Source organism: Streptomyces canus (assembly GCF_001514145.1).
Lineage (GTDB): Bacteria > Actinomycetota > Actinomycetes > Streptomycetales > Streptomycetaceae > Streptomyces > Streptomyces canus.
Window position 1 is genome coordinate 697,106 of record NZ_KQ948658.1, and the last position, 13,753, is coordinate 710,858.

The 13,753-nt window shown below is 71.5% G+C and carries 12 protein-coding genes; 2 read left to right on the forward strand and 10 right to left on the reverse strand.

All coding sequences use genetic code 11. The annotated features are described in order from the left end of the window. Positions 1 to 4 precede the first annotated feature (4 nt). From AQJ46_RS12545 to AQJ46_RS12590, 10 genes are all read right to left on the reverse strand, one after another. Entirely contained in the window at positions 5 to 598 is a 594-nt protein-coding gene (locus AQJ46_RS12545) for a hypothetical protein (RefSeq protein WP_404828423.1), read from the reverse strand. Beyond that, entirely contained in the window at positions 573 to 1,406 is an 834-nt protein-coding gene (locus AQJ46_RS12550) for an FkbM family methyltransferase (RefSeq protein ID WP_059205632.1), read from the reverse strand. The genes AQJ46_RS12545 and AQJ46_RS12550 overlap by 26 nt, the downstream gene beginning before the upstream one ends. After that, positions 1,403 to 1,612: a Trm112 family protein gene (locus AQJ46_RS12555; RefSeq protein ID WP_057615464.1), complete on the reverse strand. Its 210-nt coding sequence runs from the start codon at positions 1,610 to 1,612 to the stop codon at positions 1,403 to 1,405. Before AQJ46_RS12555 ends, AQJ46_RS12550 begins: the two co-directional genes overlap by 4 nt. Beyond that, the gene (locus tag AQJ46_RS12560) at positions 1,609 to 2,514 is read right to left on the reverse strand and encodes a hypothetical protein (protein ID WP_059205633.1); all 906 of its coding nucleotides are present in this window, start codon (positions 2,512 to 2,514) and stop codon (positions 1,609 to 1,611) included. The genes AQJ46_RS12555 and AQJ46_RS12560 overlap by 4 nt, the downstream gene beginning before the upstream one ends. A gap of 23 nt (positions 2,515 to 2,537) precedes the next feature. After that, positions 2,538 to 3,275 carry a class I SAM-dependent methyltransferase gene (locus tag AQJ46_RS12565; RefSeq protein ID WP_059205634.1) on the reverse strand — a complete coding sequence of 246 codons (738 nt, stop codon included), beginning with the start codon at positions 3,273 to 3,275 and terminating at the stop codon, positions 2,538 to 2,540. Further along, positions 3,272 to 4,663, reverse strand: coding sequence for a hypothetical protein (locus AQJ46_RS12570; protein WP_059205635.1), 1,392 nt, complete (start codon positions 4,661 to 4,663; stop codon positions 3,272 to 3,274). Before AQJ46_RS12570 ends, AQJ46_RS12565 begins: the two co-directional genes overlap by 4 nt. Further along, entirely contained in the window at positions 4,660 to 8,853 is a 4,194-nt protein-coding gene (locus AQJ46_RS12575; protein ID WP_059205636.1) for a DUF3367 domain-containing protein, read from the reverse strand. The genes AQJ46_RS12570 and AQJ46_RS12575 overlap by 4 nt, the downstream gene beginning before the upstream one ends. Further along, positions 8,850 to 9,590 (reverse strand): class I SAM-dependent methyltransferase, encoded by a 741-nt coding sequence (locus AQJ46_RS12580; protein WP_059205637.1) that lies wholly within the window; start codon positions 9,588 to 9,590, stop codon positions 8,850 to 8,852. The genes AQJ46_RS12575 and AQJ46_RS12580 overlap by 4 nt, the downstream gene beginning before the upstream one ends. Continuing rightward, positions 9,587 to 10,768 (reverse strand): glycosyltransferase family 4 protein, encoded by a 1,182-nt coding sequence (locus tag AQJ46_RS12585; RefSeq protein ID WP_059205638.1) that lies wholly within the window; start codon positions 10,766 to 10,768, stop codon positions 9,587 to 9,589. Before AQJ46_RS12585 ends, AQJ46_RS12580 begins: the two co-directional genes overlap by 4 nt. A gap of 193 nt (positions 10,769 to 10,961) precedes the next feature. Further along, positions 10,962 to 11,951 (reverse strand): DUF3068 domain-containing protein, encoded by a 990-nt coding sequence (locus AQJ46_RS12590; RefSeq protein WP_059205639.1) that lies wholly within the window; start codon positions 11,949 to 11,951, stop codon positions 10,962 to 10,964. Positions 11,952 to 12,154: 203 nt separating this feature from the next. On the opposite strand from AQJ46_RS12590, the gene AQJ46_RS56185 reads away from it, so the two are divergent. Both AQJ46_RS56185 and AQJ46_RS12595 read left to right on the forward strand, forming a co-directional pair. After that, positions 12,155 to 12,307, forward strand: coding sequence for a hypothetical protein (locus AQJ46_RS56185; RefSeq protein ID WP_167368209.1), 153 nt, complete (start codon positions 12,155 to 12,157; stop codon positions 12,305 to 12,307). A gap of 3 nt (positions 12,308 to 12,310) precedes the next feature. Beyond that, positions 12,311 to 13,534 carry a PucR family transcriptional regulator gene (locus AQJ46_RS12595; RefSeq protein ID WP_057615449.1) on the forward strand — a complete coding sequence of 408 codons (1,224 nt, stop codon included), beginning with the start codon at positions 12,311 to 12,313 and terminating at the stop codon, positions 13,532 to 13,534. The last annotated feature ends 219 nt before the right edge of the window (positions 13,535 to 13,753 follow it).

Below are 13,753 nucleotides of genomic sequence, written 5' to 3' on the forward strand. Positions count from 1 at the left end.
GCGATCAGCGCACCGCAACCCTTTGCAGCAGGCCCCATGTGAACTCGGCCACCACCTCCCGGCGCACGCCCTTCTCGTCCGGGGCCGTGAACGTCAGGCCCCAGCGCGTCGGGGCCGTGCCCTCCAGGGGGCGGGCCGGGGGGAAGGCCCGGGCCGCCTCGTCAACGGTGCAGGACCATGGGGTGAGGTCGTCGAGGGTGCGCAGGTCAGGGCCTTCGGCGTCCGGTGCCCTGACCAGCCACTCGTTCCACACTGTCGAGCCGTTCGGCGCCAGGAGTGCCTCGAAGCGCAGGTCGGGCCAGAGGGGGACGGGCCAGAGCCAGGCCTCGCACTCCAGGTCGCCGACCTTGCGGGTCAGGACGGTCTCGGGGGCACCGAGGACCGAGCGGTAGCGGGACGCAGGGGTGCGGGCCCGGGGAGAACGGACCATCGCCTGCCAGCGTTTGTTGGCCTCCCGCATGTCCGCGATCGAGACACCCAGCGCGTGCCGGGCGTCCTCCACCAGGCCGGGGTTGTGGTCGGCCATGCGGCGCAGCAGGACCAGCTGGAAGTCGAGCGGGGTGAAGGGCGCGCTAGCCGCCTGCTTTCCGGAGGGCATGCCCCCCATCGTCCCCTACAGCACTGACACCGGGACGGCGCCCGTCAGGGAGGAAGAGCACCGAGTTGATGTACCGCGGGCGGTGGAGGAAGGGCAGGACGCGACGGAGGAGACCCTGGTTGACGACGTACGACGCCGTCGCCTGGTGGGCCTCCAGGGGGAAGCCGGACAGCGGGACCCAGGTGGCGCGGGGCAGCACCCAGCCGTCGTAGCCGAGGAGGGACAAGTACGTCACCACCGGAGCGATCGGCTGGATCCGGGACTCCAGTTCGACGAAGAGCGCGGGCCGGTCGCGCGCGAGGATTCCCGTGGCCCCGCGCAGCACCGCCAGCTCGCTCCCGTCCACGTCGATCTTGATGAAGCCGACGTCCTTGAGGTCCAGTTCGTCCAGCGTGACGCAGCGGACGTCCACCGCCCGGCCATGGATGTCCCGCCGGACCAGGGAGGACACCCCCCGGTCGCCCTCGTCACCGGGCGGCAGCCACAGCCGGGCGGTGCCCGGCCGGTCCGTGGCGGCGGCCTGCACGACCTGGACGTTCGCCGGGGCCGCCGAGGTCAGCAGCCGGGCCAGATGGGGTACCGGCTCGACGGTCACCACCCGCCGCGCCCGCCCGGCCAGCCGCCGGGTCCACGGCCCGTACCAGCCGCCCACGTCCACCGCCGTCCGGCAGTCCGCCGGGCACAGGTCGGCAAGGCGCGCCAGCTCCGGTTCGAAGCGCGGGTACACGGCCCGGGCGGCCGCCGCGACCAGCCGGGTGGGCAGAAGGGGGGCCACTCGGGCAGCCCAGGTACGAGCCGGTCCGGTCATGGAGTCATCCGTTTCAGTAAGTCTTCGTGCTCGTCGTCCGTCACCTGCTCGCCGGAGGCGGGCAGCAACTGCGGGATGCCGTCGACGATCGGATAGCGACGGCGCAGCCGCGGGTTGTACAGGGCCTCGTCCGGCGGTACGAGATGCAGGGGGCCCTTGTCGAGCGGGCAGGCCAGGATCTGCAGCAGCGGGTCGTCGGGGTTCATGGGGGCGTCAACTCCTTGGCACCGATGGGGGGTTTGGGCGCCGGATCGTGCTTGGGCATGCTGAGCAGTACGGCGACGGCGAGCACCGTGCCCGCGAGGCGCAGCGCGAGGCGCAGCGGGTCGTGGGGCAGGGACTCGCCGAACGAGAGCGTGCCGAGCACCGCCGTGTACAGGCAGGTCACCGTCGTGCACACCGGCACGATCAGCGAGGCCCGGCAGCGTTGCAGCGCCGCCTGCGACATCACCAGGCCGAACGCCCCGGTGAACAACAGGAGATACGGATACGGGGAGGCCAAGAGCTCAACTACCGTGCTGCCGAGTCCACTTGACGTCAGATAGCTCGACACGCCCTTGATCGCGAGCGAGCTGACCCCGTACAGCAGGCCCACCGCCACGCCGTACTCGACGCCGGTCGTCGGCATGCGGTGCCGGTGCCTCGTGCGCCGCTCGGCGGAGCCGTACAGCCACACGCCCGCCGCCAGCGACGGCACGCACACCAGCAGGATCAGCTGGTACGGGGCGTCCTGGCTGACCTGGTCCGACCCCTCCTTCAGCGACAGCACGACCATGAGGAGCGCGGCGAGGATGGCACCCAGCGCGTACCGCTCCCGGCCGGTCGTCTCCTCGCCCAGCAGCCGGGCCGACAGCAGCACGAGCAGCACCAGACCGGAGACGAAGATGCCCTGCGCGGCCGCGATCGGCAGCGTCCGGTAGACCGCGAGCTGCGCCCCGAACCCGGCCGCCAGCGAGAGCGAGCCGCCGATCCACAGCGGACTTCTGAGGACCAGCCCGAGCAGCCGCGCCGGTTGCCGGATCGACACCTCGGGCAGCGAGGTGAGCGCCCGTTTCTCCAGGACGAATCCGACGCTGTACAGGGTGTTCGCCAACAGGGCCGCCGCCACTCCCCACCACATCGTCCCGCCCCCTAGGTCTTGCGCGCGTGCAGCAGCAGGATCGACGCGAGCGACGGTCTGGCACACGCCAGCCGGTCCAGTGCGCGCAGCGGACGCGGCACACCGTGGAAGGGCGCCCCCTCCAGTCGTACGACCTCGAAACCGGCCGCCGCGACGAACTCCCGCAGCGCACGGGCCGTGTACAGCCGCAGATGCCCCACGACCTCCCGCCCCGGCCTGCCGTGGATCGCCCGCAGGCTCACCTCCGAGAACACCGGCTGGACGCCGGCCAGCAGCAGTCCGCGGTTGTACCAGGCGGCCAGGTTCGGTGTGGACAGCATGAGATGACCTCCCGGGCGCAGGATGCGGCGGATCTCGTCGAGCGCGGCGTCCGGGTCGACGAGATGCTCGACGACCTCGCTGAACAGCACGGCGTCGACGGACGCGGACCCGAACGGCAGTCCCAGACCGGTGAGTTCGCCCCGGACGGCGTAGGGCAGTCGGGTGCGGGCGCGTTTCAGGGCGTCCTGGGACCAGTCGACGCCGACGATCGTGTGGCCGGTGAGGAGCGGCGCCGCCGTGGCGGCCGCGGTGCCGTCGCCGCAGCCGATGTCCAGCACGGTGCGCCGGGTCTTTCCGGGCGCTCCGAGGGCCGTGGCCAGCATACGGGCCTGGCGCAGTGAGCGGGGGGCGCCGGAGGCGACGGGGACGGCGGGGTCCTCGTAGAAGTCTCTGAGGCCGCCGCGGCGCGGGGGCGCGGTGGTGTTCACGGGGCCACCTCCGTGGCGTGCAGGTAGTGCTCGAACAGGTCCCGCAGGTGGGTGCCGTCGCCGTGACTGAGCAGGGCGCGTGACCAGCGCAGCGCGAGGTGCAGCCGGCCCGCGGTGGAGGCGGTCGTGACCGTGAGGCCGCGGGGCATCCTCGCGGGCGCCGAGAACCACACGGCGTGCGCGCGGCCGGCCTCCTCGCCGAAGTCCAAGGGGTACGGGATGCGGCCGATGTTGCTGAGGAGGGTGGTGGAGGTCCAGGGGGCCGCCGCCCTGCGGAGACCGCGGGTGAGGGCGGCCCGCCAGGCGACCGGGGTGACCGGGGCGGTGAGGACGCCTGCGCCGTGGCCGAGCTGGGGACGGCTGAGGGATTTGAGGGCGCGGGTTCGTTGTGCCGTGCGGCTCAGGAGTTCCGGCATGTCTTTCGGTTTCTTCGCCAACTCCTCTGGTGAGAAGGGAACTTCGACTAGTCGGGTGCCGTTTCCTATCTCCATCGTCATGTCCCTGGGGCGGTCGTCCACGGGCATGGTGATGCGCAGGGGGCGGGGGGCTTCTCCGTGCTCCCTGTTCCAGTGGGCGATCGTCAGGGCCGTGGCGACCATGAGCTGGTCGTTGACCGTGTAGGGGGAGCCCTTGGGGCGACGCGGGAGGGCGAGTTCGGTGACGAGGAGGCCGTTGCCGGGGGAGTTCTCGGGTGTGCCTTGCGCTACGCGGGCCGGGCGGGTCCAGTTGGAGGGGGTGTTCTCGGGGGGTGCGGGGGGTTCTCGTGGGCGAGTGGGCGCGGGTGTCGGGGAGTTGTCCTTACCGCCGTAGATTTCTGCGGCTGTGGCGAGGATGCGGAGGCAGGCGGGGCCGTCCAGGGCGGTGTGGTTGATGGTGAGGAAGAGGACGGTCGTATTTCGGGCGCGGGCCGGTGGGGGCTGGTCGCGCCCCGCGGCGGAGCCGCTTATCGATACAGCCCCGCGCCCCTCAAGAGGTGGGTGCAGGCCGACCATGTCTGTTGCCTCGCTGCCTTCTGCCGGCCCCGCCCCCTCCACCACCTCCAGTCGTATCGGCGGGGACAGTGACAGCGGGGGTGCCTCGACCAGTGCCCTCGTCCTCGCGTCCCGCAAGGAGTTCGGACCCGGCTCCGGAAAGGTCACCACCTCCACATCCGGCTCCGCCGTCAGTTCCCACTCGTAGCGGCGGCGGTACCAACCCCCCGGGGCCTCCCGCATGAGGATCCGTGGGTGGCGGTGCAGGGCCTCCAGGAACGCCTTCCGGAGGCGGGACTGGTCCAGCCGGCCCGGCAGGTGCACCTCGATGTGGACCGTCTCCGGTTCCTCCTCCTGGAGGCAGTGGCGGGAGACCTCGTCGACCACCGGGAACGGGATGCGTGTCGGTGGGGTCATGTGGGTTCCGTCCTCCCCTTGCTCACCTCGACCGGCGGCAGTTGCTGTGTCGGTGCCTCGGACTCGGGGGGTGTCTCCCGCTCACCCACACTCACCAAGGCCGCGTACAGCCCGATCAGCGCGAGGAGTTGGGCCACGTGACCGAATGCCCCGTCCGATGCGCCCACCGGCTCACCGGCTCCCACCGCCGCGGCGATCCCCGCCCCGGCCAGTGCCACGAAGGCGATCGGCACCAGGAGTGCATGGCGCCGGGACGCGAGCAGCGCCAACGCCGGGACCAGCAGGGCGAACCAGCCCGCGATGACCACGCCCACCACCGTGAGGGCCACCACCCCGAGCCACACTCCCGGCGCCGGGGGCACCCGCTGCGGCTCGTCGGGGTTCGGGGAGCGCCTGCGCCACAGCACCAGGCCCACCAGCACCGCCAGTGCGACCCCGCTGCCGATCAGCGCGCCGTCGTAGGTCGTCGCGGGCTCGTACGACAGCTTCACCGTGCCGCCCGCGCCCGCGGGGATGCGCCACCCCTGCTGCCAGCCGTCGAGCCGCAGCGGCGACAGTGACTTCCCGTTCAGGGTGGCCTTCCAGCCGTCGTTGTAGTTCTCGTACGTCGTGAGGTACGAGGCGGCGCCCGACCCCACGGTCACCGCGCGTTTGTCGCCGAGCCAGTCCCGTATCCGCAACTCCCGTGCGAGGGAGGTCGGTTCGGCGACAGTGCCGCGGGTCAGCGTGACGCCGGTCAGGGCGAGCGGCCCGGCGTCCCCGCCCTCGACGACGTGCTCACCGGAAGCAAGGGACAACTCGGCATCGGAGCGGCCCGACTGGCAGAGCGTCACCGTCAGCTCCCGCCGGTCGGTGAGGTCCCGGATCCGGCCCGACACGCCGGTCTGGTACAGCTTCCCGTCGACCGCCAGCACCGGCCCCTTGCCGCACGGCAGGGAGAACTTCCGCGTGGCCTTCGGCTGCGGGGTCCGGTACTGGTCGAGGGCCGGGAGGTAGGCCTCCGTGAGCCCCACCGGGAGTTGGAGGTCCTCGTCCGCGACCGGGTTGTGCAGGGTCAGCGGGGCCGTCTTGGTGATCGTGATGTCGAGGCGGTCGGTCGTGATCGGCGGGAAGCGCACCGCGCCGTTCTCGTCGACACCGGCGACCGTCGCGCCGTCGGGCGAGGTGATGTCGACCTCGGTGGGACGGGAGGAGAGTCCGCCGGCGGGCGCCAGCACCACTTCCCCGATGGGCTGTTTGCCGTTCCAGCTGAGGTGGACGGTGGGCCGGTCGCCGGCGATCCAGGCCGTGGTGAGGTCGCCGTCGGTGAGGTTGCGGGCGGACAGGCCCGTGCCGAGGGTGGCCGTGGAGTCGGCGGTCGCGGTGATGCGGTTGCGCTGGTCGGGGGCGACCTCGTACAGCAGCCTGTCGAGTTCCTCCCCGGCCACCGGCACCGCGCTCGCCTTGACCGAGTACGTTCCCGAGGCCGCCGTGTCGAAGCGGCGGTGCAGGCCGGCCTCGGTGCCGGTCGGGGAGATCCCGGCCGGGTCGGGGACCCGGTGCAGGGAGACGATCTCGGCGGGCGCGTCGGAGGAGTCCGCGTCGGCCGGCAGCCGCAGCAGCCGGGTCACCTGCACGTCCGGCAGATCGATCTCGGAGAACCCGGCCCCGGCGAGACCGGTCCGGCGCGCGACCGAGTCGACGATCGTCAGTTTCATCCAACCCGTCGTACCCGGAGGGGACTTGATGCTCTGCGTCGATCCGTCGGCCCGCAGGAAACTGGTGCGCGAACCGTTCTCCGTCTCCACCCGCACCTTGGTCGCCGCCGACCGCACGCTCTCCTGCGGCAACGGCGTGACCTTGAACGACGAGGGCATGTCGTACGCGGGGTCGGAGAACCCGATCCGCAGCCACTGCCCGTCCGGCGAACCCGCCACGCCCTCCGCCCAGGCGGTGTCCGGGTTGCCGTCGAAGGCGTTGACCGGGTCGAACTGCGGCAGGTGGAACAGCCAGTTGCCGTACGACGACGCCGTCACCCTGCGGGCGCCGCGCAGTTCGGCCACCGTCTGGTGCGAGAGTCCCTTGGTCGGCAGGATCTGGTGCGGTTTCTCACCGGCGTCCTGGGCGGCCCCGGAGGCGTTCCGCTCGTCGTCGGTGTACGTGTACGAGGTGTTCGCGTTGACGAGCCCGAACCGGGTGTCCGCGCGCCGCAGTCCGTCGCCGACGATCTGGAGCGGCGGGGTGCCGAGCCCCGGGTGGTTGTCTCCGGTCAACACCGTTGCCCGGCCCCGCAGTTCGGTCGCCAGCGGCAGCAGCGACTCGGGTCCGCCGGACACCTGGACGGTGTCGGCGACCGGCAGCAGCCCCGCCTGACCGGGCCGTGGCACGTCCTCGCTCGCCGGACGGAAGATCTCCACCGCCCGCTGCCTCGGGTACAGCCCTTCGATCTGGAGCGGGGTGTCGTGCGCGATCTTCCCGCCCGTCATGAGCGGCCCGAGGCCCGTCACCCGCTCGTAGCCGGACTGTTCGAGGGCCCGCTTGACGACCGAGGACGACACGGTGCCGATCTGGTCCGGGTCGAGGTCGTTGCGGACGACGACGTAGTGGACCCCGGCCCGGCTCAGGTAGTCGGCGAGTCCCGGGATCTCACCGCCGGTCAGCAGCGCCTGCTCGACCGCGTCCGTCGCGCGCCGGTTGCCGGGGGTGCCGAAGGGGACGTAGTCCCGTTGCGCCCACCGGGACTCGGCGAGCACGTCGAGCGGCTGGTCGATGGGGGAGCCCCAGGTGTAGATGCCGTGCGCGGTCGCGGGGACGACGAGGGCGCGCGAGTCGGGGGAGTACTTCTCCAGCCAGTCGGCCGTGGACTGCCAGTACTTGGGCAGTTGCTGGAAGGAGCCCGGGTTGAGGATCGTGCCGTTGAGATACGGCCACATCAGCCCGGGCAGGACGAGGACCGCCGCGATCAGCGGGGCGTACCGGCGGCCTCTCATCGCACGTGCCCCGCGCGGTTCGGCGGCCACGCCCACCAGATGGGCGAGGCCGAGCACCAGCGCGAGCGCCAGGCCCGGCTGGAACTTGTAGATGTTGCGGAAGGGGGCGAGGCCGCCGTTCAGCCAGTCCTGCACGAGCCCGTGGAAGGGCGCGCCGAACGCGCCGCCGTATCCCGCGAGCAGCACCAGGACGGCCGTCAGTGCGGTCAGCACCAGCCACCGGCGCTCCGGCATGTCCCGCCGCGCCAGACCCGCGAGTCCGAGCCCGGCCGCGAGTGCCGAGCAGAGGATCACGATCACCGAGGAGGCCACGGTCCAGCCGGCCGGCAGCCACGCCTCCCCGAGGTGCAGATAGGCGACCCAGTTCCCGGCCCCGCGCAGGGCCTCCGTCGCCGACATCGTCTCGGTCGTGGTCCGCGCGCTCTCGACGTACGGCAGGAAGTTCTCGCCGTAGAGGCCGAGCAGCAGCAGGGGGATCACCCACCAGGCCGTCGCCAGGATCACGCCCGGTACCCACCAGGCGATCAGCTTGCGCTGCCGGGGTCCGGGTGGCCGGGAGAGGAGATACAGGCCGACGGGCAGCAGAGAGGCCAGTGTGGAGGCCGCGTTCACCCCGCCCATGAAGGGGATGATCAGCGCCGAGCGCAGGGCGGCGATCCGGGCGCTGTGGCGCTCGTTCGTCAGCGGCAGCAGCACCCACGGCAGGAAGGCGCCGGGCAGCGCGGCGGCGGAGGTCGAGCCGATGACGATGGTGAAGGTCGGCCACAGCGCGTACGCGACGGCGGCGAGCAGCCGGGACGCCCCGTTGCCCACGCGCAGCCGCTCGGCCAGCCGCAGCGCGCCCCAGAAGGCGACCGACACGATCAGCGACAGCCACAGCCGTTCCACCAGCCACACCGGCAGCTGGAGGGCGTGGCCCAGCCAGTAGAACGGCAGCATCGGCCACAGATAGCCGACGTACTGGTCCTGGATCCCGCCGAAGGAGCCCTGGTCGTGCCACAACTGCCCGAGATCGGCGAGGAAGCGCCCCGGGTCCGTGGTGACGCCCAGCTTGGTGTCGAAGGTCTGCCGGCCCGGGTGCACCACGAGGAACAGCACGAACACCACGGCCCAGAACCCCAGCAGCCAGCGCCGCGACCGCGGGCCCTCCGGGGGGCCCGACATGCTCGCGGTGGTGGGAACGGCTGCCGGAGGAGGGGCCTGGACCGTGGACGTCGTCATGGTGGACACCGCCGGAGGATGAGGAGGAGGTTCCAGGTGGCCACCTCGCGGATGCCGGGAGCCCGCACGACGGTCTCCGCGAGGAAGGGCCAGTAGCGGGAGCGCGCCGAGACGACCGTGACGTCGTCCCGGGCACGCACCTGCCGCAGGGTCGGGCCGATATGCACGGCGAACAGGTTCTCGCCGAGGGTGTGCTTCGCGGCCTTTCCGGTACGGCGCCGATAGCGGGCACGGGCCCGTTCGGCGCCCAGGTAGTGCCAGGGCGCCCACTCGTGACCGCCCCACGGGGACAGCCAGTTGGTGAACGACACGTAGATCAGCCCACCGGGCCGGGTGACCCGCACGAGCTCACTGAGGAAGGTCTCCGGATCGGCCACGTGCTCCAGCACGTTGGAGGAGAAGGTGACGTCGGCGACCGCTTCCCGCAGGGGGAGCAGATAGCCGTCGGCGATCACGGTGGAGTCGGGTGGCTTCGCTCCCAGCTCGCCCGGATCGGGCTCGAAGAGGAAGGCGTCGGCACCGCGTCTGCGGAACTCCTCGGTGAAGTACCCGCTGCCGCCGCCGACGTCCACGACGGTACGGCCGGCGACGGGACCGTCGTAGGCCTCGACCTGGTCCACGGCGTCGCGGGCGAGCAGCGCGTAGCAGGACTCGGGGTCGTCCTGCTCATGGAGGAAGGCCCGGAAGAGAGTGAGGGAACGCCGAAGGGAGGGGTCCTTCGCCCGAGGCCGTGTCACGGTCCCCAGCCCCTCACCGCCTCGGCGGCAACAGCCCGGAACTGTCTGACGGTCCGATGCCAGCGATACCGGGCGGCCCGGTCCCGGGCGGCCTTGCCCATCAGCTCACGGCGATGCCCCGACAGGGCGAGCGTGCACCAGGCGGCGGCGAACGAGGACTCGCCCCGCGCGAGCACCCCCGTCTCCCCGTCCACGACGGAGTCCCGCAGTCCGGGCACGTCGAAGGCGATGGTCGGCGTCTTACGGGTCGCGGCCTCGGTGACGACGAGCCCCCAGCCCTCCACGGCCGAGGGATGAAGCAGCAGCCACGCCTCGCACAGCAGCCGGTGCTTCTCGGCCTCGGAGACATGCCCGGTGAACTCCACGCAGGGACCGGCGAGTTGCTCCAGCCGGGACCGCTCGGGTCCGTCTCCGACGATCACCAGCCGGCCACCGGTCACCGGCCGCACCCGCTCCCAGAGCCTCAGCAGCAGATCGATCCGCTTGTACTCGACCAGCCGGCCCACGGCGACGAAGAGCGGTTCGGGCGAGCGGCGGACGAGTGGCTCCGGCTCCTCGACGCCGTTGTGCACGACGCGGATACGGTCCCGCTCGACTCCGATCGCCCGCAGGGCGTGGGCCGTCGACGGAGACACGGCGACCAGCAGGCTCCGGTGTCTGGCCGCCGCACCGGCCAGGGCCCAGTGTTCGAGTCTTCGGCCGATCCGGGCGGCCGGCGCCAGGGGCCCGCCGAACCGCATCTTCCACAGGTCGGTGTGCACATGGTTGACCAGGCACAGGGTGGGGCCGTGGTGCCACAGGGGCGCGAGGTACGGCATGCCGTTGCACACCTCGACCAGCAGGTCGGTCTCGCCGACCTGGCGGGCGAAGGCCGTACGGGCGCGCAGGTAGTGGCCGAACTCGCCGCCCGCCGACACGACGCGGTAGTCCCGGTAGGAGGCCGGGCCGCCGCACAGGAGGGTCACCTGGTGGCCGAGCCGGGTCAGTCCGTCGGCGAGCCGGTCGACCAGCAGCTCGGAGCCGCCGGCCGCGGGGTTGTCCAGGTCACGATGGGCGAGGAAAACGATTCGGCGCGGAGGTGGGGGGAGCGCCGAGGAGTGCTGTGGGCTGTGCGATGAGGGTTGCCGCTGCGACGCCTGGGGAGGCGTGTGCAACGGATGGGGCACGTGCTGGGGCATGGGTGCTCCAACTCGTCTCAGGGTGCGGAACTCAGCAGTGTCTTTCCGGCTGGTTGTGGGGGGACTGAGCGCTTCTCAGGGGGAGGATGTGGACGGGCTGTGTTCAGGTGGGGTGGCACAGTTTTCGCCCACCCGTACGCCGTGGCTACTCACCCACGTGACAATTTCCGGGCTTATTAGAGCTGACGTCCAGTCACATCGTGAGAACGGGCTCGGGCGTATCGCTCATATCGGTGGACTCGGGGCGCCTGCGTCCCCGTACCACCAAAACGCCCCCCACGGCAGCCAGTGCGAATCCGGCCACAGCCGCCCCGATGGGCAACGTCTCACCCACCGCGCGCAGTTGGCCGCTGTCCCGCTTGGCCAGCCGCACCGCGTCCTTCTGGGTCGCGGTGGTGAACGCGATCTTCGGGCTGTCCAGCAGGACCACGGCGTCCTTCTTCGCGCCGGGAGCGCGCAGGGTGCGCTTCGGGCCCACCTGTGCGTAGACCACCCGGCCGGTGCGCTGGTCGACGACCAGCTCGATGCCGTGGTTGGAGTACCACTCCTCGGCCAGCACCTGCGGCCGGCCGGGCTGGTCCACGATCGTGCCCGGCACCAGCCGTGTCCCGACCTTCGCCGGGGCGACCGTGCCGGTGAACCGGTAACCCGTGTACCCCTGAACCTTCTTCGTACCCTGGTAACGCAAAGTCACCGTCGAACCCAGGGAGTTGTCCCACCACTGGTAGGAGCGCCGCTGCACGTCGAAGGGGAACTTCAGATAGGCCTCGCCCTCGATGTACGGCTTCTCGCCGCAGCAGTGCACCGGCCTGGTGGTCTTGCGGTCCATGACCCAGCGGTGCGGGACGAACTCCAGGGCGTCGTGAGGGTCGGCCGCCGGGAGCGACTTGTCGGTGTCGACGGTGGTGGTGACGTCCCACACCGCGGCCCGGCCGCTGCGTTCACTGTCCTCGACGTCGGCGCGCACCCGCTGGGTGACGGTGATCCGCTGTCCGGGAACCGTCTCCAGTTCCTCGGTGTCGAAGACGCTGCCTGTCCCGCGGTAGACCGCGGTCTGGTCGATGTCGATCGGATTCACGGCCGCTCGCGGTGCCACGTACCACGCGAGCAACGGCGCCAGTACCAGCAAGAACGTGCCGAGTCCCAGCAGAATCAGGGAGATTGGAGAGGCTGTACGGCGCATCCGGACACTCCAGGGGCGTGAGATGACGGAGTTCGGGCCGCTCTATGGGCCGGAGACCGTATGCGTCTCTTGACGGGGTGTCAATGTCTTGACGGATTGTCAAGGTCCTGTCGACACTGGGGTGACAGGCAGGGTGGGTACCGGACGGGTTCCGGGTGGGGACGTACGCCGGATCGAGCCGCTCGAGAGAGGCTGCCCCTGCGATGTCCAGACTGCTCGCCGCCGCACTGACCGTCGTGGTCTCCGCTTTGCTCGCCCTGGGTGCCGCGCTCGGCATCGTCGCGCTGCTGGAGGCGACGCCCGAGCAGCCCAACACCCCCTTGATCACCTACGAGCAGACGGACCAGGGGAGTTGACCCGTGCCCGCCCGCCCGGCAACTGTGAACGCCCGCTCGGCCTGGCACGACGTCCCCCGCCTCCAGGTCCGCCGTTTCGCGGCCATCGCCATGGCCGAGGCGCCGGCCCTCGCGGAGGAGATCCTGCGCGAGATCCGCCGCGAGTACCCTCATCTGCCGGTGATCCTCGACGAGTCCGGCGAGCCGATGGCCCTGGTCGGCATCCGCCGCGCGATCGAGGTCTTCGTCCAGCACCTGGAAACGGCTGAGGGTCGCCCGACGGTCCCCCCGGGTGTCTTCCAGGAGTTCGGCCGCGGCGAGGGTCTGAACGGACGCAGCCTGGACTCCCTCCAGGCGATCTACCGCATGGGCGTCCGCCTGGCCTGGCGCCGGTTCGCCGACATCGGCCAGCGCGTGGAGATCCCGCCGCCGGCTATGTACGAGCTGGTGGACGCGGGCTACGAGTACCTGGACGGCCTGGTCGACCAGTCGGTCCGGGGCTACGCGGAGGCGGCGGCACGCCAGGCGGGCGAGCGTCTGCGCCTGCAGCGCCGCCTGATGGAGTTACTCCTGGCCGAACGCCACCGGGGCGATCCGGCGGACGCGCTGACGGAGCGCGCGGCCCGCATCGGCTGGCCCCTCCCGAAGAAGGTGGCGGTCGGCGTCCTGCTCCGTCCGGCCCGTGAGGCGGTGCCCCCCGCGGTGGGCCAGGGCGTCCTCCTGGACATGGACTACGAACAGCCCCGCATGGTCGTCCCGGAACCGGGCGCGGCGGGCCGCCCCGAACTCCTGCACCGGGCCCTGACCGGTTGGGCGGGCGCGATAGGACCCCCGGTCCCGCTCGCCGACGCGGCGAAGTCCCTCCGCTGGGCCGAGGCCGCCGTACGCCTGATGGAACGCGATCTGCTCCCCGCCGGGGACGTCCTCTACTGCACCGAACACACCGAGGCCCTGGTCCTGCTCCAGCCGGAGGAGCTGATCGACGATCTGGCCCTGCGCTGCCTGGCCCCCCTGCGGCACTGCGGCCCCACCCACGGCCGCCGCCTCGCGGAGACGTTGCTGGCCTGGCTGGAGACGAGGGGCGGCGCCCCGGAGGTAGCGGCCCGCCTGGGCGTCCACCCCCAGACCGTCCGCTACCGTCTCCGCCAGATCCGGGAGCTGTGGGGCGACGAGATCGACGACCCGGACCGGCGGTTCGAGCTGGAGCTGGTGCTGCGGGCCCGGCGCTTGCGGGGAGAGCTGGCGTGAGAGGCGGCCACCCCGGCCACCGGTGAACCCACCACGCAATGTGACGTGTCGCACACGAACACACGGGAACCGGCAGCTCGCACCCCTGCCCTTCCTGCGGAAACGGGCCGGATGGGGAGTTCGTGACCCGCATGGCCATTGCCGGAGGAAACAGCCTGTCGCTAGCCTGTGTTCGTCATGCCGATCGTCTGTTGAAATTTCGAACGCAGACGCCTTAGA